This window comes from Streptomyces roseofulvus, from assembly GCF_039534915.1.
GTDB lineage: Bacteria > Actinomycetota > Actinomycetes > Streptomycetales > Streptomycetaceae > Streptomyces > Streptomyces roseofulvus.
Genome location: NZ_BAAAWE010000001.1, coordinates 72,346 through 92,277, shown reverse-complemented (window position 1 = coordinate 92,277; position 19,932 = coordinate 72,346). Strand labels below are relative to the sequence as shown.

General features: G+C 69.2%; 19 protein-coding genes and 4 pseudogenes. 15 read left to right on the top strand and 8 right to left on the bottom strand.

The genetic code is table 11. From position 1 onward, the window contains the following. Positions 1–171: 171 nt before the first annotated feature. Complete coding sequence (locus ABFY03_RS00445; protein WP_346168737.1) at positions 172–912, bottom strand: S1 family peptidase; 741 nt, start codon at positions 910–912, stop codon at positions 172–174. Between the two features lie 733 nt (positions 913–1,645). Between ABFY03_RS00445 and ABFY03_RS00440 the strand changes: the two genes are divergently transcribed. Continuing rightward, positions 1,646–2,737: a DUF5954 family protein gene (locus tag ABFY03_RS00440; RefSeq protein ID WP_346168736.1), complete on the top strand. Its 1,092-nt coding sequence runs from the start codon at positions 1,646–1,648 to the stop codon at positions 2,735–2,737. A gap of 340 nt (positions 2,738–3,077) precedes the next feature. Further along, positions 3,078–3,301, top strand: a pseudogene (locus ABFY03_RS00435) (transposase family protein); the annotation flags it as partial. Between the two features lie 182 nt (positions 3,302–3,483). Here the strand turns inward: ABFY03_RS00435 and ABFY03_RS00430 are convergent. Further along, positions 3,484–4,020: a hypothetical protein gene (locus ABFY03_RS00430; RefSeq protein ID WP_346168735.1), complete on the bottom strand. Its 537-nt coding sequence runs from the start codon at positions 4,018–4,020 to the stop codon at positions 3,484–3,486. A gap of 554 nt (positions 4,021–4,574) precedes the next feature. On the opposite strand from ABFY03_RS00430, the gene ABFY03_RS00425 reads away from it, so the two are divergent. The 4 genes from ABFY03_RS00425 (at position 4,575) to ABFY03_RS00410 (ending at position 6,919) form a co-directional block, all read left to right on the top strand. Continuing rightward, positions 4,575–5,000 (top strand): hypothetical protein, encoded by a 426-nt coding sequence (locus ABFY03_RS00425; protein ID WP_346168734.1) that lies wholly within the window; start codon positions 4,575–4,577, stop codon positions 4,998–5,000. Positions 5,001–5,042: 42 nt separating this feature from the next. Further along, entirely contained in the window at positions 5,043–5,600 is a 558-nt protein-coding gene (locus ABFY03_RS00420; protein WP_346168733.1) for a hypothetical protein, read from the top strand. Positions 5,601–5,695: 95 nt separating this feature from the next. Beyond that, on the top strand, positions 5,696–6,229 hold the full coding sequence (locus ABFY03_RS00415) for a tetratricopeptide repeat protein (protein ID WP_346168732.1): 534 nt from the start codon (positions 5,696–5,698) through the stop codon (positions 6,227–6,229). 267 nt (positions 6,230–6,496) lie between these two features. Then, complete coding sequence (locus ABFY03_RS00410; RefSeq protein WP_346168731.1) at positions 6,497–6,919, top strand: DUF6924 domain-containing protein; 423 nt, start codon at positions 6,497–6,499, stop codon at positions 6,917–6,919. A 30-nt stretch (positions 6,920–6,949) separates the two neighbouring features. On the opposite strand, the pseudogene ABFY03_RS37825 reads toward ABFY03_RS00410, so the two are convergent. From ABFY03_RS37825 to ABFY03_RS00395, 3 genes and pseudogenes are all read right to left on the bottom strand, one after another. Further along, positions 6,950–7,144: pseudogene (locus ABFY03_RS37825) on the bottom strand (transposase); the annotation flags it as partial. A 576-nt stretch (positions 7,145–7,720) separates the two neighbouring features. Then, positions 7,721–7,990, bottom strand: coding sequence for a hypothetical protein (locus ABFY03_RS00400; protein ID WP_346168730.1), 270 nt, complete (start codon positions 7,988–7,990; stop codon positions 7,721–7,723). Between the two features lie 71 nt (positions 7,991–8,061). After that, entirely contained in the window at positions 8,062–8,571 is a 510-nt protein-coding gene (locus ABFY03_RS00395) for a hypothetical protein (protein WP_346168729.1), read from the bottom strand. 1,049 nt (positions 8,572–9,620) lie between these two features. Here ABFY03_RS00395 and ABFY03_RS00385 point away from each other — a divergent pair. Then, the gene (locus tag ABFY03_RS00385) at positions 9,621–10,232 is read left to right on the top strand and encodes a hypothetical protein (RefSeq protein ID WP_346168728.1); all 612 of its coding nucleotides are present in this window, start codon (positions 9,621–9,623) and stop codon (positions 10,230–10,232) included. A gap of 47 nt (positions 10,233–10,279) precedes the next feature. On the opposite strand, the gene ABFY03_RS00380 is transcribed toward ABFY03_RS00385, so the two are convergent. Further along, on the bottom strand, positions 10,280–10,786 hold the full coding sequence (locus tag ABFY03_RS00380) for a DUF5956 family protein (protein WP_346168727.1): 507 nt from the start codon (positions 10,784–10,786) through the stop codon (positions 10,280–10,282). Positions 10,787–11,038: 252 nt separating this feature from the next. On the opposite strand from ABFY03_RS00380, the gene ABFY03_RS00375 reads away from it, so the two are divergent. The 6 genes from ABFY03_RS00375 (at position 11,039) to ABFY03_RS00350 (ending at position 17,202) form a co-directional block, all read left to right on the top strand. Then, positions 11,039–11,650: a hypothetical protein gene (locus tag ABFY03_RS00375; RefSeq protein ID WP_346168726.1), complete on the top strand. Its 612-nt coding sequence runs from the start codon at positions 11,039–11,041 to the stop codon at positions 11,648–11,650. Positions 11,651–12,240: 590 nt separating this feature from the next. Beyond that, positions 12,241–12,681, top strand: coding sequence for a hypothetical protein (locus ABFY03_RS00370; RefSeq protein WP_346168725.1), 441 nt, complete (start codon positions 12,241–12,243; stop codon positions 12,679–12,681). A gap of 385 nt (positions 12,682–13,066) precedes the next feature. Beyond that, on the top strand, positions 13,067–13,627 hold the full coding sequence (locus tag ABFY03_RS00365; protein WP_346168724.1) for a DUF6292 family protein: 561 nt from the start codon (positions 13,067–13,069) through the stop codon (positions 13,625–13,627). A 301-nt stretch (positions 13,628–13,928) separates the two neighbouring features. Next, a complete protein-coding gene (locus ABFY03_RS00360; RefSeq protein ID WP_346168723.1) occupies positions 13,929–14,183 on the top strand; it encodes a hypothetical protein in 255 nt (84 codons plus the stop codon). Between the two features lie 656 nt (positions 14,184–14,839). Beyond that, complete coding sequence (locus tag ABFY03_RS00355; RefSeq protein WP_346168722.1) at positions 14,840–16,135, top strand: serine/threonine-protein kinase; 1,296 nt, start codon at positions 14,840–14,842, stop codon at positions 16,133–16,135. Between the two features lie 626 nt (positions 16,136–16,761). After that, positions 16,762–17,202, top strand: coding sequence for an SMI1/KNR4 family protein (locus ABFY03_RS00350; protein WP_346168721.1), 441 nt, complete (start codon positions 16,762–16,764; stop codon positions 17,200–17,202). A gap of 124 nt (positions 17,203–17,326) precedes the next feature. Here ABFY03_RS00350 and ABFY03_RS00345 read toward each other — a convergent pair. After that, positions 17,327–18,639: pseudogene (locus ABFY03_RS00345) on the bottom strand (NF041680 family putative transposase); the annotation flags it as partial. 234 nt (positions 18,640–18,873) lie between these two features. On the opposite strand from ABFY03_RS00345, the gene ABFY03_RS00340 reads away from it, so the two are divergent. Together ABFY03_RS00340 and ABFY03_RS00335 are read left to right on the top strand one after the other, a co-directional pair. Continuing rightward, a complete protein-coding gene (locus ABFY03_RS00340) occupies positions 18,874–19,293 on the top strand; it encodes a hypothetical protein (RefSeq protein WP_346168720.1) in 420 nt (139 codons plus the stop codon). A gap of 48 nt (positions 19,294–19,341) precedes the next feature. Further along, positions 19,342–19,611 (top strand): annotated as a pseudogene (locus ABFY03_RS00335) (hypothetical protein); the annotation flags it as partial. On the opposite strand, the gene ABFY03_RS00330 reads toward ABFY03_RS00335, so the two are convergent. After that, positions 19,538–19,891, bottom strand: a complete 354-nt coding sequence (locus ABFY03_RS00330; protein WP_346172373.1) for a hypothetical protein — start codon at positions 19,889–19,891, stop codon at positions 19,538–19,540. The pseudogene ABFY03_RS00335 and the gene ABFY03_RS00330 sit on opposite strands and share 74 nt — an antisense overlap. Between the last annotated feature and the right edge of the window lie 41 nt (positions 19,892–19,932).

Sequence of the window (19,932 nt, the reverse complement as noted above, 5' to 3'; positions counted from 1 at the left end):
TCCGGGGCCTGCCCCGCATCCGCCGCCGTTGCCGTTGCCGCCGTTCGACTGCGCCAGCCTTCTCACCCTCCTCCGCCGAACCGATACTCGGCGCCATCGGGACCGACGCGGACCCGCCCACGCCGAACGGCCCACCGATGATCTCGGCGGGCCGTGGTGAGGGCGGGTAGGTCAGAGCCCCGCGACCTGCTTGATCCAGTCGAGGCTCGTGGGCACGCTCGCGTACCTGTTGAAGCTCGTGCAGCCCGATCCCACCGTGGACAGGACGCCCACCTGATAGCGCAGGCCGTCCACGAGCTTGAACTGCGGGCCGCCGGAGTCGCCGTAGCAGGCGAGGCCGTTGATCTTGACGCTCTGAATGGCCCGCCCGCCGTAGTAGTCCACCGCGTTGACGTCGGTCACCTTGACCGTGGCGCGCTTCAGCTTCACGGACGAGTTGCACCCCCCGCAGGTCGCACCCCAGCCGAATATGTAGTTCGTGGTTCCTTCCGCAGGGTGCGCCGACGCCAGCCGCACGTATTCGGCGTTGGCCGAGCGGTCCAGGTGAAGGAGGGCAATGTCGTGGTTCGTGCGGACCTTGGTGTCATCCACCGTCACCACACCGCCGCCCGTCGTGCGGTCCAGACTCTTGACGCGTACCGACATCGATCCGCCGACGCAGTGCTTGGCCGTCAGCACCCAGCGCTCCGCGATGATCGAGCCGGAACACACGAACTTGCCGTTCGAGAAGACAGCGGCCATCCCACTCGAAGAATCCGCGTACTCCCCGTTGACGATGGCGGGATCTGCCTCGGCCCCATCGAGCTGCGCCACAGGCAGGACGACACCCTCCTCGGCCGATACCGGTCCAGCGCCGCTCAGCGTGGTGAACAGCGCCAGGCCGAAGGCAGCCAAGCCCAGGCGGACCTTCATGTTCCCTCCCCAAAGATCGATGATCTTGCTTCGAGGCCTCATGATCACACCAGGGCCGACGTGGCGCAATGACTGGTCTAACTGATGCATCGTCAAATTGGTTGCGCCTGAGTAGACTTGAAGGACACTCGGACAGGGCTCTCCGCTCATAGGGATGCCAGGGTGCTGCGGAGACGGATGGATCGGCGCGGTCTTCACGCCCAAGTGCGCTGGCGGACCAGGCACAGGCCAGGGGGAAGGCTGCGCTGGGCCCGCACCGCGACGAAGGCCCCGCCTGCGGCCGCCGCGGCCGATGCACCCCGTACACGACCCGCCGGCTCGGCCGCCACCCACCGCGCACGTCTCTACCCTCGCGCCGCCGAGAGGAAGGCGCCCCAGAGTAAACCCAATACGAAGATGCAGGCCGCGGGCCCGGCCACCGAAGCCGGAAGTGCCGCCGAGGGCGACATCGCGCCGGTACCAGCCTCCGGCCCCCTCTGCGCCACCCCCCCCGGGACATCAACGCCCCGATAGACGCCGCCGACCTCTGCCGTCGAGTCGGGTGGCGGGGCGCCAGCATCCGGGGGACCCGAGAGGCGTGCCGACGGGCGGTACGAACGGCTGATCCGCCGGGCGGCCTGTGAGGTCGAGACGATCGCGCGGAGGCAGGCGAGCGGCGAGAGCGGGAGCCGGTGGGAGGTGGAATTCCGGGGAGACGGCAATGTGAGCGGACCGTGCCCGCGACGATGGTGGCATGAGCGATGTGGACGCGGGCCCGGGGGAGTGGCCGGTGGTGGTGAGGGTTCCGGTGGAGCCCGTCGAGGCCGCGATCGAGGCTGATGCCCTCGATGCCGTGGATCGCTACAGCGGTCTGGCGGTCCGCGGCCCGCTGTTCGGCGTCGCCGCCCAGGGGCCGGGGGACGGGCGGCGGTGGCGGGTGGTGGTCGAGGTCGCGCACGGCTGTCCGCAGGATGCCCGTGACGCGCTGAACTCCCTGCTGTGGTTCCGGGCGAAGGACGAGGCGCAGAGCAGGGAGGAACGCCGCCCATTGTTGGCGGCGGTCGCCCGTCTGGAGACCGAGCCCGTCGACGAGCTCACCGTGGGCACCACCCGCTACCGCGTCGTGTGGGCAGAGGAGTACGCGGCCGTCGACAGCCGCGGCGCCATCGAAACCCCACGTCCGACGGACCCCGAACCCCTCACCCCCGACTGGGGCCCCGGCGCCCGCAGCCCGAAGGTCGACGACGGTCTCCTCCTCGACCCCGAGGCGCCCCTCTCCCCACTGCAGGCGGCGGAGCGCGTCGCCCTGCGCCCCCTGGCCTACAGCGGCACCCGCTTCCCCGACGCCGTCGTCGCCGATTCCGCACGTGCCGTGGAGAGCCATCCCGACGTCCTGCTGATGCCGGCGGCGTTCCTGATCACCGAGCGGTCCGGCGACGGCGAGTGGTCTGCGGGCAGCAGCCTCCACGCCACCGCCCACGATGCCCGCCGCACCCTGGACTTCGCCCTGACCTGGATGGAACCCCGCATCCGCAGCCTGATCCCCACCGACGCCGACCGCACCATCGACGCCCGCAACCCACCCAACGGCACCACCGACAAGGCAGCCGCGGAGCTCAAGGAACTTGCGCAGGCCGCGGACAGGCTGCGTGCCAGCAGGTGCGACGAGGTCGAGGCCCACGGCACCGTCTACCGGATCGTTCGCTCCCGACGCCTGCTGCGCTGGGGCCCCGACGGACCCGAGGGCCCACGCCCCTCCGACACCAACACCCGCACCCCTTCGGCGCTGCACCCGCGCCTCGACGAGGACGGCAGCGTCCACGCAGACGACCTCGCAGACGGCTGACCCGTCCGCTGATACACGCCGGGGCGCGCAGGACGGACAGTCCCGGTGGGACGACGCCGACGTCGACGGTGGTACGGCCCTCACCCACGGCGGTACGGGACTGACGCTGCTGCTCCCCGACGACCTCCGGCTACGCCCTGCGCGCAGGTGCGCTCGTTGGGCGCCACGTTGGAAGTCGAACGCCTTGGTGGAACGAGACCGACACCGGCGGGGCGAGTGACTGAGATTTTTCAACCGGGCGGCGGTCTGGCGGTTGGCGGGCTCTGCGCGCCAATGAAGCTTCTGGCGGACGGGTTCACGACCAAGGTCGCCTGGGACCAGGAGCCACCCCGCCGGGCATCTCACGGTTCGACGCCGCGCGATCGGCACCCGGTGGCGCCGCCTCACGCCGGTCCGTCTGGCTCCGCTGGCCCTGGCCCATCTGTGGTGCGGCGACACTTATGCCCAGCCGCCGCCGGGTTCGGCATCGGGATTCCTACAGTCTGCCGTCACGTCTGCGAGGCGGTAGAGGTTCTGGCCGCGCTGACTCCCACTCTGGCTGAGGCGATGCGGACCGCGGGCCATTGGCTCGCAGCGGCCAGGTCATCGACGCGACCGGCCTGATGTGTGCCCTCCAGATGCCGAGCTGAGCCGGTTCCTGGACGCGGTCGCAGACCACATCGGCCTCGCAGGCCGGAACGAGCGATGAGCACCGGGGCGCCCGGCAGTGTCCCCGCGGCCGGCTGCGGGGACACTGCCGCGAGAGGTCAAAGGCCTGTGATGTTGAGGACCCCGGCGAAGGTCAGCTCAGCGACACCCGTGGTCGAGCATGCCATGAGCTGAGTGTTCGCGGCCGTGCCCGTCTCGACGGCGGTGGCTCCTTGGAACGTTCCCGCCGTGATGGCGCCCGCGAATTCGATCTGCGTGGTTCCGTTGAGGACCCGGGTGCTCACACGGGTGTAGGTGAAGGTGCTCGTCGTGCCGTCGTTCCAGGTGTACGTCTTGGAACCGGGAAGGTTCTGTACCAGCTGGGTGCAGCCGACGACAGCGCTGTAGAGGGCCGAGGTGGTCGCCGAGGTGTAGCCGCCGGGGAGCCCGACGCAGGGACCGATGTCGGAATGGGAGGCGACTGTCGTTGTCTGCGGGGTGTTGAGGAGAGGCGGGGAGTAGGAAGCGGTGGTGGTCTCGGTGCAGGAGAGCTGCACGAGATCGGCCGGGACGGGTGACGCCAAGGAGGCGGCGGGCATGCTCACGAGGCTCAGTGCGGCGGCCAAGGGGACCACGAATCGGCGTAGCTGCTTCATGAAGGCTCCGTAAGTAATGGGGTGAGGGCGCAGAGCGTCGCCTGTCACGGCCGTGGACGCCCGGAGCGAGGTCGTTCCGTATGTGAACTGGGATCGGGGAGCGGTTCGGCGAAGGCGTCGATGTCACCTCTCATCGTGAGGCGTGGCATATGCAGCTTGACAGTCCGCATCTCCACCCGGGCAGGCGCCTTCCGGACATCGCCGCGAATCGGTATTCAACGCCGGAACCCGTGAGCCTCATGGACCGGCAGCGGGTGTGTCAGAGGCACGTGACATTAGGAGTATCAACCATCTTGCTCCGCCACACCTGTTTCGTCCTGAATTCGACCTGGACGTGCGCCTTTCGGTGCTGCCACGCTGCGCGGGACCTTCACATCACGCTGCGGACGGGAGCCCCCGCCGTGGCACGCAGTCCGAGGAGTCCGCCCATGAAAATGACCCGAAATGCGGCGCGCATCGCGGCTCTGGGGGCCGCGTGCGCGCTCGGCTCGCTGGGACTCCGCCCCGCTTCCGCTGCCCCTTCGTCGGCCTTGGTCGAGTGCACGGGCCAGTCGGTGAGCCAGTACTCGCCGCCCCTGACCAACACCCCGCAGGCGACGACGATCGTCAACCAGGGCCTGCTCGGCCTGGCCGCGTCACCCGGGCTCTGTACCGCCGTCGGAACGACGGTGCTGTCCGCTCAGTACAGCGAGACCATCAACAACCCCTCCCAGTCCTGCAACACGACTCCCTCCTCCGGGAGCGGCAACCGGGTCTTCACCTGGGACAACGGGCAGACGAGCACGTTCACCTACACCTCGACCATCACCGTCATCAACGGCACGAGCGCCTCCGTCCGCACCGGGACGATCACCGCCGGCCGGTTCTCCGGCCATCAGGCGGAACAGATCACCTTCTTCCCCACGCTCGACCCCACCGCCTGTGCCACCACCGGAGTCGCGACGGCGTCGTCGCAGACCACCCTCACCATCCAGCCCTGACCTCGCAGCCCGCCGTACCGGACTCCCGTCGGAGGAACGCTCATGACGCCCCGCACAACCTCTCACCTGCGCAGGCGCCACGCCGCCGTGGCCGCGGCGGCAGCCGGCCTGCTGATGGCCGGGCTGTCCGCGCCCGCCGCGAACGCCCAGCCGGCCTCGGCCGCTCTGCTCTGCACCGGCTACGAGACCGCCACCTACCAGCCCGGCCTGACCCTGACGCAGCGGCAGACAGCCGTGACCGCCACCGGAGCCGTCGGGCCCTGCACTGGAACCGACACGCTGCACACCGGCGGAAGCATCAGCTTCCAGGGAGAAGGACAGCTGTCGTGCACTGGCGGCAACTCGTCTGGCTCCGGCCTCATCACCTGGCCGAATCCCCAGACGACCGCCTCCGCCTTCACCTTCACCGGCGGGGTCAGCCTGCGCCCCGGCGGCGTCTCCGTACTCGTCCTCACCGGCCAGGTGCAGTCCGGAGACTTCCAGGGATCGCAGATCACCGTCGAGATCGCCCTCGTCCCGGCCCTGACGGACACCCTCCAGTGCACCACCGCCAACGGGCTCAGCACCTCGTCCGGCCCCCTGACCGTCCAGCTCCTCTGACCTCCCGCCGGCGAGAGCACCGTGCGAAATGGTTCGGCAGGTGAGACAGAGAGCGAACTTTGCTGATCAGAGGCGGTGTGCCACCGTAGAGCACCATGAATAATGATCACGACAAGGCCGAGGCGCTGGCACGAGCGGTCCGGCTGCGAGAGCAGGGCCAGACCGAGCAGGCCCGGGAACAGCTGGTGGAACTGGTCGAGAAGTACCCGGCAGACAGCGAGATCGCCTATCAGACCGCCTGGGTGCACGATGTCCTCGGCCTGGAGCGCGAAGCCGTCCCGTTCTACGAACGTGCCCTGAGCGGCGCGGGCCTGTCCCCGGAAGACCGGCACGGAGCCTTCCTCGGCCTGGGAAGCACGCACCGGATCCTGGGCTCCTACGACAAGGCCGTGCAGACCCTCCGGCAGGGACTCGACGAGTTCCCGGACGATGCGGCGCTGCACGCTTTCCTCGCCATGGGGCTGTACAACCAGGGTGAGAACCGTCAGGCGGTACAGCTGCTGCTGAAGACGCTCGCCGCTACCAGCAGCGACCGCCGGGTGCAGGACTACCGGCGGGCAATCGAGCACTACGCCGACGACCTGGACAGCATCCAGCACGACGAGGAACCGCAGCACGAAGGACGCTGAAGCCACCGGCGACACGGCACCGATACGACAACCGTACGCGCCGGTGGAACCCCGAGGGACTGCCTGCGCCACACAGCAGACAGACACGCACGCCACCGCGGCGCATCCCGCGCTGGCGGCGTGCTACACCCCAGCCCGAGCCACTAAAGAGCGTTTTGTCCTGGTGGGGGTGTTTGGTATCGCAGGGTTGTCTTGAGGAGTCGCGCCGGTGCGGTGGGTGCCTGGCCTGGGGCAGTCGATGCCAGCGTCAGGTGAGAGGATCGCGAGATGCCTCTGCCTCAGCCTGATGATCTGACCTCGCTGGTCCTGCGTACTGACTTCGGTGACGAGGGAGCCTGGGAATCGGTTCGAGCCGCAGTCGACGCGGCCGGAGAATACCCCTTTGCCACGTATGTCAGCGAGTTTCGCTTTGCCGGCGTGGGGGTCCAGGCCTTGATAGCTGAAGAGGTTGCTGCGGACGAGAACGACCAGATCGTCAACATGTTTCTGGCGGACGCAGCCACGATGAAGGATCCGGGTCACCCGCTCCTGGCCGTGGACCTCTCGGACGAGCCTGGGCGAACGTTCAGGGTCCCCGCCCGGTGGTTCCCTGACGTCTCGGCCAACCTCAGCATCGCCAACATGGACTTTGCGGAGTTCGCCGACGCCGCGGATGAGTCAGGGACCTTCCGGGGCTTTGACCAGTGCTGACGCCTTCTCGTTGCGGCCCGCCGGGGCGGGCTATGTGCTGCGCCAGTTCAGCGTGGCTTCGCGGGTGAGGCGACGGCTCATCAGGTCGATCATCGCGAGGCTGATCATGGCTTCGGATCGGGCAGGCAGGGCTTCGTAGTCGCGGGCGAGGCGGCGGTGGTGCATGAGCCAGCCGAAGGTCCGCTCGACGACCCAGCGCCGCGGGATGACCTTGAAACCCTTCTGGCCGGGGGTCGCGGTGGACGACTTCGACGTCGATGCCGAGGCGGGCGCCGTGGTCGATGGCCTTGGTGCGGTAGCCGGTGTCCGTCCAGGCCTTCGGCCCACCCGAGGGTGGGCCTTCGCGATCTGCGACAGCACCTGGATGCCGCCGGCGTTGTCGGAAACGCTCGCGGCGGTGACCAGCACGGCCACGAGAAGACTGTTCTTCTTCACCCGCAGGGTGGCGAGGACCACGCCCAGTTCGGCGCAGTTCACGACCTGGTGCACGCCGGCCCGGGGCGGACCGCCGCGGGGATGCTGGCGGTCCTTCTCTCGGCGGGCTGCCTCCCAGAGCTTCCGGATGTGGGCCTCGTCGAGGTCGCACTGGTTCGCGAAGGCCCTGGCCACCGGCCAGGAAAGCACGCTCTTGCCGGATGCGGCCCGCTGGAGGGCGGTGGGGTCGTAGCGGACCTTCTCCGCTAAGCGCCGGAAACCGATGCACTTGGCGTTCAGGCCGTCCCGCAGAGCCTGGGCGAGACGGCCGACGGCGCTGTCCGGAGCAGGGATGGGATTCATCGGGCGTCCCATGCCTGTCCCCGGTCAGATCTGCCCGGCAAGGCAGCTGAGCGCCATCACGGCCTCGCGGTGCATCTCCCGGGTGGAGCGCGTGGTGCCGGCGCCGATCACCACCGTGACCGTCACGGTGACGGCGCCAGCCGCACCGCCGAGGAGCGTCAGGATGTCGGGGACGGACAGACCGATCCCGGCCAGGGCGACCGTCGAGGACAGGAACATCAGGGCCATCGTCGAGACCAGCGCGACGATCTCCCGGGCGCCGAGCCGAGCAGGCGAGGGCGGATACGCTGTCATGGGTGAGTTCGTCCGCTCCCGCCCACCCGGCTCGCCGGGAGGTCCGGGAGGGGGCGGACACGAGTGCCGTGTCAGAGGACGAGACGGGCCGTGGGGGGTTTGCCGCCTTGCGCCTCACGGGCGCGTGCCGTGATGGTCGTGTGGAGGGCGGTCAGCACCGCGAGGCTGGGCTTGCCCGGGTCCTTGGACATGTCGATTCTGATCACGGCAGTACCAGTGAGGACCGCCGAATCCGCCCACGAACGGAGCACCTCGGCACCGGTTTGGGAGCGGAGTTCCCAGGTGTATCCGGCCGAAGCATCGGATCCGGCGACCGGCAAGGCGATCTCCGTAGGGGGCTCCTCACCCCGCAGCATTTCCTTCTTCGTTTCGGCGAAGGCGGCGGTTGCCGCATCGGGGTTGGAATACACCTTGACGATGACCTGCACTCCATCGACGACGTTGGTCTCGTACTCCGCATGCACATCGAACAGCAGGCCGTCGCATGCACCTGGTACAGGGCACGGCTCAGATGTTGGGCCTGACTTCGGTGACCAGCCTGCGGGCAGACTGCCGACACCAGGCGGGATACCGGCAGCCATTGCGGCATCCGTGATGGGCGCCGCAGAGGATGTCTGCTTCAGCGCCGGAGGCGCACTGCCGACAGCCTTGCTCCCGTCCCCGGGTTTCCCGGTCGCAGTCGCGTCGCAAGCACCTGTAGTGGCCACTACAGCGGCAGCCAGCGCCGCCAACACCCATCTCTGTGCGCATGACCCCCGCGTCAATAACGTCATGCTCACAAAAGGTAGCCCGCCCCCCCCCTGCTCGCTTCTGCACATCGGCATGACAGGCATCCCAGCGCCTCGCTGCCCCGTCACCCGCCCTGTCACGACCCAGCCGACCCCTTGGATTGGGCTTCAGCCGCCGAACAGAGGGACGCGCACGGACGTGTTGACGCGCGGACGTGCTCGGAGAGCCAGCCCCCTTCAGGGGGCTGGCTCTCCGCACGAAGACGCCCGATGGCCCCCGTACGCTGCCGGGGGCTCGGGCCATACCCCCGTCGCGGCGGTGGTGGTGCGGCCGGCGGCCGCGTTCCAGACCGCAGGACGACAACTCCCGCCCGAGTGCCGTGGGGCACCACGGCCGAGCCCGCCGTGGCAGCTGCCCTGCTGGTCGGCCGGATCGCCGCAGGCGCCCCTGCCCGGACAGAGGAAGCGGTCGAGGACGTCCTGCCGCGCCGGCTGGTCGGGGAGGGAGGGCAGGCTCTTCGCGCTGAAGGCGGGCGGGGACAGCGTGACCGACGGCGGTGACCCGGATCGTTTCTCCGGTGAACTCGTTCCTCTGAACGGTCGAAGACGGCCTGGGACGTGGCAGACCGCGCTGCCGCAGGCAGTATTCATGCGCTCGTGATCAAGGATTCCGAGCGCTCTTGGAGGACCCCGTGAAAGCGCTTCGTGGCGTTGTGTCAGTTCTGGCCGGAGGCGTGATCGCGGCGTCTTCCAGCACCTCCTTCGCGACCGCCGTGCCCGCGCCGTGGAGGCCCCTGGACCCGGCCGACGGCGGAGGTGCGGGCATCCAGGCATGCGTGGAAGCGGCACGGCAAACCCTTCCCGAGGCGTGGACCTGCCTGGGCGGGACTCTGACGGTCACCGTGGACCCTGAGGGCAACAAGACCGACAGCACCCGCATCGTCGCCGACGACGTCGCCATCACCCCCGCACCTCGCGAGGCCGCCGCACCGGGCGCGGACGACTACGACACGTGGTGCGAGAACGGCACAATCTGCAGCCGGAAGATCAACGACCACACAGCCGAGGTGAAGGGCAACGGCGCCTACGGGGACAGCAAGGGCGTCATCGGCAGCTTCGACCTCGTCTACCGGCAGTCCTTCGACGGGAACCACCCCCGCTGGCGCACCCTGCTCGACTGGGACAGCGGCCCCGAGATCCGCCCGGGTATTTGGAAGAACAACTGCCGGGTCAACATCAGCGGCGCGCCGGACGAGTACTGCGGGACGAACGAGGTCAACCTCGTGGCGGTCAACGCGGCGGACCGCCGCTCGTGGTGGCCCAGCAGCACCCGGTGGGCCTACAACGAGCAGCGGCTGACCGGGAGCGGCAAGTACCACGACGACCACGAAGGCGAGTTCATGGCCTTCGGCTACCGGCAGCTGTTCAAGGCCGGCGTCCTGCACACCGGCCGGTGGAACAAGTGCAACACGGCCACGGGCTGCAAGTACTACGAGGTGCCCTGGAAAGCCTGAGACGTCCGGGCCTCCTCTGCCGCCGGATCTCGCCGGGCAGCCGCGGGTCACTTCCCCGCGAGAGCCTCAAGCTCACCCGCGCACAACCGGGTGAAGGTGACGGACAGCCCCGTGTGCACCCTGCGGGCTTCAGCGGCGGCGCACAAGTGCTCCAGTACGGCCTGGAGGTCCCCCAGGCCGCCGACCGGGCGGAGGAGCCACAGCCGTCCTCGCGGTCGGGGCGGGACCCCGGCGATGGCCAGATCGGCTGCGGCGTCCTCTTCCTGGGTCTCCTTCTCCCCTGGGGAGAGGGGATGGCACTCGACGTCCAGAATCTGTCCCGTGGCGTCAAGGGTGGTGTCGATCTGCCATCGGGTCGACCGATCGGGAACCCAGGTCCGGGCCCGAGCCGGCCACACGTAGGGGAGGAACACCCACATCGGCGCCTCGGGAGCCAGAGCCCAGCCCATCTCTACGAGCTCACGCACCTCCGGCAGCCGGTCCGGTTCCAGCTCGCTCGTACCCGACCGGCGAGAAGCCACCCGATGCGGGACACCACTCTCATCCCATGACATATGCGAACAGTACCCACTCCGGACCGCTCACCCCAGCCACGCCGCTGGGCACCTCCGCACGCCGCGCGGCCCGGCTGCTGGCCGTTCCCGCGAACAAGCCTCCGCCCACGGGCCCGTCCGGGTGACGAGGGAGTGCAGCCCCGGAGCGGTGGGCAGATCCGGGCGGAACGGGCAGCACAGGCGCCGGACGAGGGAGACGCGGATGAAGCTGGCGATGGAACGTCAGGCGATCGTGTCCGCATGTGCCCGAGTGTGCAGACCGACGTCCTCACCGTGGAAGGACGGCAGGTGTTGCGGTGCCGGCGGTGCAGGCGAACCTGGCCGCCCTACGACACCTCCCCCTCCCCAGCGCCCGACTATCGCACCGCCTACCGCACGGCCCCGCCCGAATACGAGGAGGACGAGGCCCTCGCCGCGCTGGAAGCCAGCCTCGACACGGCGACCGCGACAGCCAAGGCGTCCGGGCGCCGTCCGGCCCCGATGGCCCGCCGGCTGCTCCTGCTTCGCCGGGCCGCGCTCGCCGACCGCCGCGCCTACGCCACCGAACTCGACCACTGCGCGGCGACGCCACCGTCACCGAGACCGAGCACGCCCTGGACCGCGCCGACACCGCCGCGGCGGCGCTGCGCGCCTTCGACGCGGACACCGATGGTGTCTACGCCGCCGGTGACCTCCGCGCCGATTTTTTTTCACCCCATCTGGGACGACGAACCCGACGCGGGCCGCGCCTACGTCCGCCAGGAGTACGCGGAGTGGACGCGCGCCGAGCGTGCCGTGCTGTCCGGTGCCGAGGCGGAATTCCGAGGAACTCCTGATGTCAGCGCACGGGTGCCGCGACGATGGGATGGCGAACTTGATCACTGACACCGGCTCCGGGATCCGCCGGCCCCGCTTCGGCCGGGAGGCCGGCATCAGATGATCCGGCCTTTCCAGAGGGCAGGCCGGCACATCCATGAATCGAGAGGCTGTCGATGACCGCACCCCAGGCCCGAACGAGCGGCGGCTGCATTGCGGACGCCGCCCTGCCCATCGTCGCCGCGCTCGCAGCAGTGAGGGCATGGGCGTCAGCGTTCCTACCTCCGACGTGCTGATCTCGTATACCGTCCGGGGCTGCATCGTGAGGGTGACCGACCGCCGGGCCCAACACCGGGAGGTGGTGGAGAGCGCGTTCTGGGACGCATTCACCGCAGCCGGATGGGGTGCAGCCCACCGATACACCGGCGGACTTCGCCTGGAGCACCCGTCCGGCATGACCCGCCTCTGACTCCGCTCTGCCCTGCGGCAGAATGAGGGCGGCGGACACTGACACCGCCGCCCCGACGCCAGGAACGCTCCTGCGGGCGCTGCGGCCCGGCAGCCGCGCGATCGTCCGCGTGACGGGCCACGACGACGGCGGTCTGGTGGTTGTCGACGCGACCACGCTGAACCGCCCACGAACCGTCCCGCTTTCCGCGGTGCGCCCTCACGAAGTGCGCTACCGCAGCCGGCCCCCGAGGTCGGGCTACGCCCCGGTCTGCGAGGACGACTTCGTCCACCGCCTCCTCGACGCCGCGATCTGCAGGGCGCTCGCCGTCGACGACCCGTACGCAGTCGAGTTCATCCGCGCCCACCCCGACTGGGCGTCGGGCGGTGTCGCGCGCCTCGCCTACGACTACGAACAGGTCGGCCGAGTGTGTGAGCGGGTGCTCGCGAAGGCGGGGTACGGGGCCGAGCCGGCGCCGCAGCTCGTGTCCGGCTTCGGGGCCGCCGTTCGCTTCCGGCACCGGGACCACCAGCACCTGTGCCCCGCCCTGGAGAAGCCGCCCCGGGACCTGGAGGGCTGGGAGCCGTGGTCCTGCGACCTGGACCGCGGCCACACCGAACCGCACTACCACCGGGCGATGGAGTACCGCTGAGCCGGCGCTGCCGGCCCCGAACGGTGCGGCGCCTGGGTCGCCCGCGGGCCGGGACGCATGCCGGGCGGATGCACGCTCCCGGCCGGTCACCCGCCCACCCAGCGGCACCGCGACACCCATGACGACTTCACGGTCGGTGAGCGAGCCGCGGATGACCGCTGAGGCTGCGGAGCCGAGCACTCGCACCGCTGGGGGTACGGGGCGGGCGTCATGGCGCAGGCGCGCTGGCCCCGCTCGGGGGATTCGGGGACCGGCGCGCCGCCCGGCGGGGCTGCGGTCCTGTACGCCGCCCCTGCCGCGACCGTACGAGACCCCAGGTCGGGGGCACAGCTCCTGATGGGCCGCCAGAGGACGCGGGCTCTCTGTAAACCAGCTCCAGGAAGATGTGGGGACTGGTAGACCCGGTGAGCGACAGTGCCCTCGCTCCTGGAGCCACCACCATGACCACCACACCCTCGCCCCCGGCCTGGCCGCACTGCGCCACGGCGCCGGCCCTGCCGATCCTGTCGGCTGCCGCGGCATTCATGTCCCCGGCCACACCGCCTGCCTTGCCCACCTGACCGACACCGACCGGGACACCTACCTGGCCGGCCTTGCCCCTGGCGCCGATATCGACCACTGCGGCACCACCGTCCGCCGCCAGGCCCTCACCGAACTCCGCGCCCGCACAGCCACCACCTACCTCACCGCCGTCACCGACGCCCTCCGCACCGCCGGCCTCACCACCGACACCGCCCCAGCCGTCGAACAGACCCGCGAGGACCGCCTCCGCGCCGCCGTCCTGCTCACCCCGGACGCACCCGCCCCCGCCGTCGTCTGGGAAGAAGACACCGGATGGCGCACAGCCTCCCGCCGCCACCCCTACACCGCCCCCGACACCTGCCCCCTCCTGCCGGGGACCCCCCAGCCCGCCCCCGACGCCCTTCTCGCAGCCCTCGCCAGCTGACGCCCGCTCAACACCGCCGCGAGCGAACCCCCGGCACCAGCTCGGTGGCAACCGCCGGACATCCCACGCCCCCGCCCACCCCGCCCCGCAGGAGTGAACGGGTGCCCAGCTGTCGGCTTCTGGTGGGCCGCCAGCTCCGGCCTCGCGCTGGCGCCCCGGCCGCCGGGGCACAGGAAGCGCTACAGCCGGTCGGTGCTGGCCACAGCTTGGTCCAGGACGAGCTCGGACCAGTTGTTGCCCGGCCGAAGTTCCGTACCGCCGGTCAGCTCCGGACGTTGAGGACGGGGTGCAGCATGAGGTGGTGTGTCGGGCGGACGACTTCGCGCTCGTCGTGGCCGACATCGCGGTCCTGATCAGCCCGGACGTCGTCGCTCTCGGCGGTCGTACCTTCATGCTCGGCGAGGATCCTTTGGTGCCGGCCATCGAGTCCCGCCTGCTGGGCCGCATTCCCCTCGTCCCCCGGCTGATGCCCGTCGACTCCGCCGAACTCCATCTCACCGGCGCGGCGGAGCTCCCCCTGGAAACCACCGGGGGCTCCGCGTTCGTCGTCCGATGAGTCGGAGGCCGTCGTTTCGCCGACACCGCCGGCTGTGAGGGAGAAGCCGATTGGGCCGCGGGCCGTCCAGCGGGTGCCGGAAGGGGCGGGCCTCGCCGGCCTGCGGTGGACACTGAGGGGCGCTCCGACTTTCCCACGGCGATCGGCTGAGAGCTTCTGCCGACGGGGCGACTTCTGTCGACGGGCCCGCGACCGCCTCTCGGCCCGGCAGTGCTGACGCGCGCTCACGTGTGCTGCCGAACGTCGCATCCCCGTGCCGTCGAGGCCCCGCGGTCCGGCGCCGCGAAGGAGGACGGCGCTCGCGAAGATGTCGAGCTCGAGGATGTCGGCGCTGAGCAAGACGTCCGAAGGATTCGTCAGGCCGGCCCATGGACAATGAGCTGGTTTTGTTCTCCGTCAAAGATGCGGCCAGGACGTCGGCTTCCTGCCGGTGCTCGTCGAAGAGGACGTGGGGCCTGCCACGTGGGACGCATGCTCCCGTTCCCATTTTTCCGCGCCGAGGCGCGTCCTCGAGGCGCCACGGCATGTTTGCGGGGGGTGCGGAGGCAGCAGGCTTGATTACTGGAGGCATGCGAGCAGGAGGGGGCGGGGGGATGGGTCGGACGGACGATGGGGGCGAGGGGACGCGATTGCCTTCGACGATCGGGCCCTACCGAGTGATCAGGAAGATGGGCGCCGGGGGGATGGGGGAGGCGTTTCTGGCGAGTTCCGAGCGGGACGGCTTGGTGGTCGTCAAGCGGATCCGGGCGGACCTGGCCGCGGATCCGGTCTACCGGGCGCGGTTCCGCCGCGAGGTCCAGGCCGCGCGAGCCGTGAGTGGTGACTGCACGCCCGCCGTGGTGGGCGCGGCGCCTGAGGCCGAGCACCCCTGGCTGGCCACCGTCTTCGTCGAGGGAAAGGACCTGCAGGCGCTGATGTCCGGCGGCGCGGGCCCCCTGGAGGAAGGGGCGGTGCGTGACCTCGCCGGCGCGCTTGCTACCGCGCTGGCTTCCCTGCACCGTGTGGGTCTGGTGCATCGTGACCTGAAGCCGTCCAACGTGTTGATGACCGACACCGGCCCTCGTGTCATCGACTTCGGGATCGCCAAGCCGCTGGGAAACGGCTTCACCGTGCTCACCGAGCCGTATCAGGTGATGGGTACCCCGACGTACATGTCACCCGAGCAGGCGAAGGGACTCGATGTCTCCCCCGCCAGTGACGTGTTCTCGCTGGGGTCGATCCTCGTCTACGCGTCGACCGGGCATCTCGCCTTCGCTGGCGATGGCGCCGCCGCGATGATGGCGGTGGCCTACGACCGTCCGAATCTGGACGGCGTACCCGGCGGTCTGCGAGCCCTCATCGAAGCGTGCTTGGAGAAGACCCCGGAGAATCGCCCTTCACCCGAAGACATACTCAACCTCCTTTCGGCTACCGGGGAGTTCACACAGACCCATCGCCACCGTCCGCGGATGGGTATTGCGTACCGCACTATCACCCTAGTGCTGACCTGCTATGTCTGCGCCTTCCTCGTGGTCGCGGCCGTCCGCCACGGTTACCCTCTGCTGATCCCCGTGGCCCTGGTCTTCGGTGTGGTCCTGCCGGTGTGGGTGATGGACATGTTGCACCGGCTGCGCAAGGTCACTGCCCAGGCCACGGTGAACGACCGGGGGGTGAAGCTGCGGTACGGGCACGTCCAGGTCGAGTACCCCTGGGAGGAATTCAGCCGGGTGGCGCTGGTCAGGCCCAAAGCCGCTCGCGTACCGGCTGACGCGCCCTGGTCCCTCGTCGCCACCATGCGGCCCGGCTACCCGGGCCTCCAACCCAAGCCCTTGCGCCTACGCCCGGGAAACCGGGTGGGACTGAACCTCCATCTGACGCCGGGAGAAGCAGCCGTTCTCGCGGCTCTGCTGGCCCGGCAACGGGCGAACACCTGGGCAACCGAAGATGACGCCAGCGAGGAGATCACCGGCTGAAAGGACGGGGACGCCCGGCCCCGCACGGTGAACGCCAGTCAACACACGGAGCACGGCGTCAGCGTGCGTGAGCATCGCACAGCCATGCCGATGGAAGAGGAGGGAACCCACTCGGCCGGCTTGGCATACGTGCTTCGAGTCCCTTGCCAGTCGTACTCCGAACACCCCACCCAACAGCAGGAATGCGCCTAAACGTTTCAAAGGAGACAGTCCCTAACTTGATGTTTGTCCTGTGCGGCGAGGCCGTGGGGTCGTCGACTTCTTGTTCCGGGACGCGGCGGTGTCGGTTTTGCGGACTGTGTGGACGTCATGTCGTGGGGCGGGCCGGGTGTTCTTCCGGCCTGGTGGCCTGCCGGGTCCGGGACGGGAGGGTTGATGAGGATCTCTGAAATCGGCCAGGGGCGCTCTTCCCTCCACTTCGGTGCGGTTTGAAGTGAGTGGGGAATCTGGGGAGCGAAGAGCGCGTGTGAGGGCCCGGCGACCGAAGGTCGCCGGGCCTTGTGCTGACCCCTCCGATATGTTCTTCCGGGCTCGCGCCGGCGGGTCCCACGCGTATTCGAGGGGGAAACGTGCCTGGTGAGCGGCTTGACGCGGAGTGGGTCCGGTCCTGGCGGGAACAGACCGACGTGGCGCTGACGAAGCTGATGCAGTCCTTCCTCCCGACGCACGGCTTCCCGCCCGGCCACAACACCGTGATGCTCGCAACCGACGACAGCCACCAGGCGACGGACGCGCTCGTGGACCTGACGCCGATCCCCTCTGACCTGACCACTCTCTACTGGGTGATCAGCGAGGCTTCCCTGCCCGACGTCGACAACGGGTACTTCATCCACTCACCAGCAACGGTGGCGGCACACTTCCGCGAGTGCGGCCCCGCTCCGATCGTCGGCGAATCGATCGCGTTGGTCTTCGCCAGCGACGGCGGGGGCCATCTGTTCGCGATCGGAGACAGCGGACAAGTTTGGAAGTCCACCACGGCCTCCTGGTCTGACGACTTCGAGGTCGCCGCGTCCAGCTTGCAGGAGTTCCTCGAACAGCTCGGCCGACAGATCGCGAACCAGCCCTGACCATCAGCCGAGGAACAAACCGGCCCCTGCACCACGGAGGCCATGTCACTCCAGACTGGGGAATCGTGAGCAGGTGTGGGGTCACCCCTGAGCAGAGGGTGGCCGATTTCAAAGAGCGTCATCAGGGTTTCGGTGCACCGGCCGGACAGGCGGCTGCCGGGCGGATGTGCCGGAAGTCGCGGCGGACGCGGGCCGGCGCGAGACATTCGGCAGGTGCGGGTTTCTCCTAGGGCCGACGTCGGCCGGCTGCCAGCGGTCGGGCGAGTCGCAGTTGGGTGTAGGCGGCTAGGGTCAGCCAGGTCCATCGGTCGGCCGCCTCGGGGGTGGGGATCTTCGGGCAGGTCCAGCCGAGGGTCTGTTTGAACAGGCGGAAGGTGTGCTCGATGTCGAAGCGTCGCAGGATGCCTGCCAGAGCCGGTCGGTGTCGGCGGCGTCCGCGTCGGTGCCCGACCACCACAGCCAGACCGGCTTCGGGGTGGCTGCGCTGGGCAGATGGTCGATGTCCAGGCGGATCACGGTGCCTTCGACGATCGGGAGGGTGCCGTCGGCCGCGGCCCAGGACGAGCGGTGGGTGAGCTTGGGGTGGAGGCGGTCTCAGGACCGGGCCAGCGCGGTGCCGTAGAGGCGGGTGTCGGTGACGGTTTCGGTGTTCGGGGTGCCCCAGGTGTCGGGCTGTCCGAAGACGAACTCGCCGCCGTGCCGGGGCGGCCGGACCCTGGTGTGAGGCTCCCGCGGCGGTGCCGGCCTGCGCAGGACACGGTCCGACCGCATCCGGGCCAGCACCTGCACCGGCAGGTCCCGCAGGAGGTGGGCGAGGCGGGGTGCTTCGTATCCGGCATCCGCAATGATGAGGATGTCCGGGTCGCCGGTCTGCCACTGACCTGCGGTGATAAGCCGCTCGACCAGGTCGCGCAGCTGCCGTGCGGTGAGGGTGGCGGTGTCGTCCCCGGGCGCCAGACGCCGGGCATCCAGGGGCGCGGTCCACGAGCTGCGGCCCGGTTCCAGCGCGCAGACGATCGAGTAGGGCCAGCCGGGGACCGGGATGTGCTGGTCCTTGCCCCGGCCGTAGGTGTGACACAGGATCCGCTGAGGTGAGGTGTGGGCGTCCGGCCGCAGCCAGCAGGTGACGTCGACGGCCAGGACCAGCCGGCCGTCGACCGCCCGAGGCAGCGGCACCGATGTCAGAGCCTGCCGCAACCGTTCCGCGTCGATGCGACCCTGGGCGAGCGCGGCATAGAGCCCTCCGTGTCCGCGGCGGTGTTCGCCCACCAGCGACAGCTCGGCCAGTGATCTCACCGGTCCGTCGCCGCACAGAACCGCATCCGCGAGCTCGAACAGGGCGTCCGAACGGGTGGTGAGACAGGAGTAGAACTCGCCCCGGAAGCGTGACAGTTCGGCCAGCGGCTCACGCCGGGCGTCGTGATGTTGCAGACTCATCCTCACGGCCTTCGTGCTGGACGTGTGTGTTCCTTGGTCGGAGCACATGATCCAGACGAAGGCCGCTTCCGTGCACGGCGGATACCGAACCGAGTGATCTAGTACGACGCACCGTTCGACGACGCACGTTAAAGATCAAGTTAGGACTTCTCCTCAATTGCAAACCTGATCGACGAGAGTCGGCTTCTCAGAGAGGATCCCATCAGCATGGACCGATGACGCTGAGGAGCCCCCGTGATCACGCAAGGAGTACGGGTCACAAGCCGGTGCAGTGTCTGCGGAGGCACCGCGACCTGCGATGTCGGTCAGTTCTTCGACAACGGCATGCTCTGCTGGGGCACCGAAGGACGATGCGCAGACTGCCTGAACGGATGGTGCGAGGAAGACAGCGGACCCGTCACACCCGAGAACATTCGTCAAGCTCTGCTGCAAGTGCACGGGGCGGCAAGGCTTCGCCTGTCTGGAGACTTGCTGAGCCTTGCTCCCGTGCTGCTGGCCCTGCGCAAGGCGCGAGAACTGTCCCTGGGTGAAGCACGAGTGCTGACCACTCAACTTGCCGAGACCGGTCTCATCGGCACGCTCGTCGAGATGGAGATTCTGGCGGTTCACCTTCGGAGACGATCCGTCGCGGTGAGCGTTGAACCAGCGACATAACCCCGTCCGGACAGCACCCGCAACGGCTTGACACTGGCATTGAGAAGTCTCTGGGCATTCGCCGCCCTCCGGCACTCGCCCGGCGCCGACGCCCACTACCGGCGTCGCCGCGAGACCGGAGACTGGCACGCGGCAGCCCAGCGCAACCTCTTCAACCGCATGATCGGCCAGCTTTACCACTGCCTCCAGAAGCGCGAGCTCTTCGACGAGCAGTCCGCGTTCCCTGGCTCGCCCGAGCTTGTAGTCAATGCCGCTGAACTGGCAGCAGCTCGCTCACCCAAGCTGGCAGTTCGGGGTCATCGCGCCAGGCTGCGGTGATCGTGAGGAGGGCATCCCACGATGCATCGACGACGGGGCCAGGGGCAGCATTCTCAAGCTCTCCGTACAGCCGACGGCACAACTGGGACGTCACTTCATAGAGGGCTCCGTTGACCTCACTCACGCGTGCGAGTGCAGAACCCGGAGCGGGAGGCGGCTCCCCGTTGAGCCGGATGGTCGTAGCCGCGGCAGCGTACGTCCGTCCATGGATGAAGTCCCGCAGCGCGGCCACCTGTTCCCACGTTGGCAAGAAGCGCTGGAAAGGGGCCGATTCGGTCATGCCGCAAGGCTATCCGCGAGGTCGTCGTTGTTCGAGGTCCG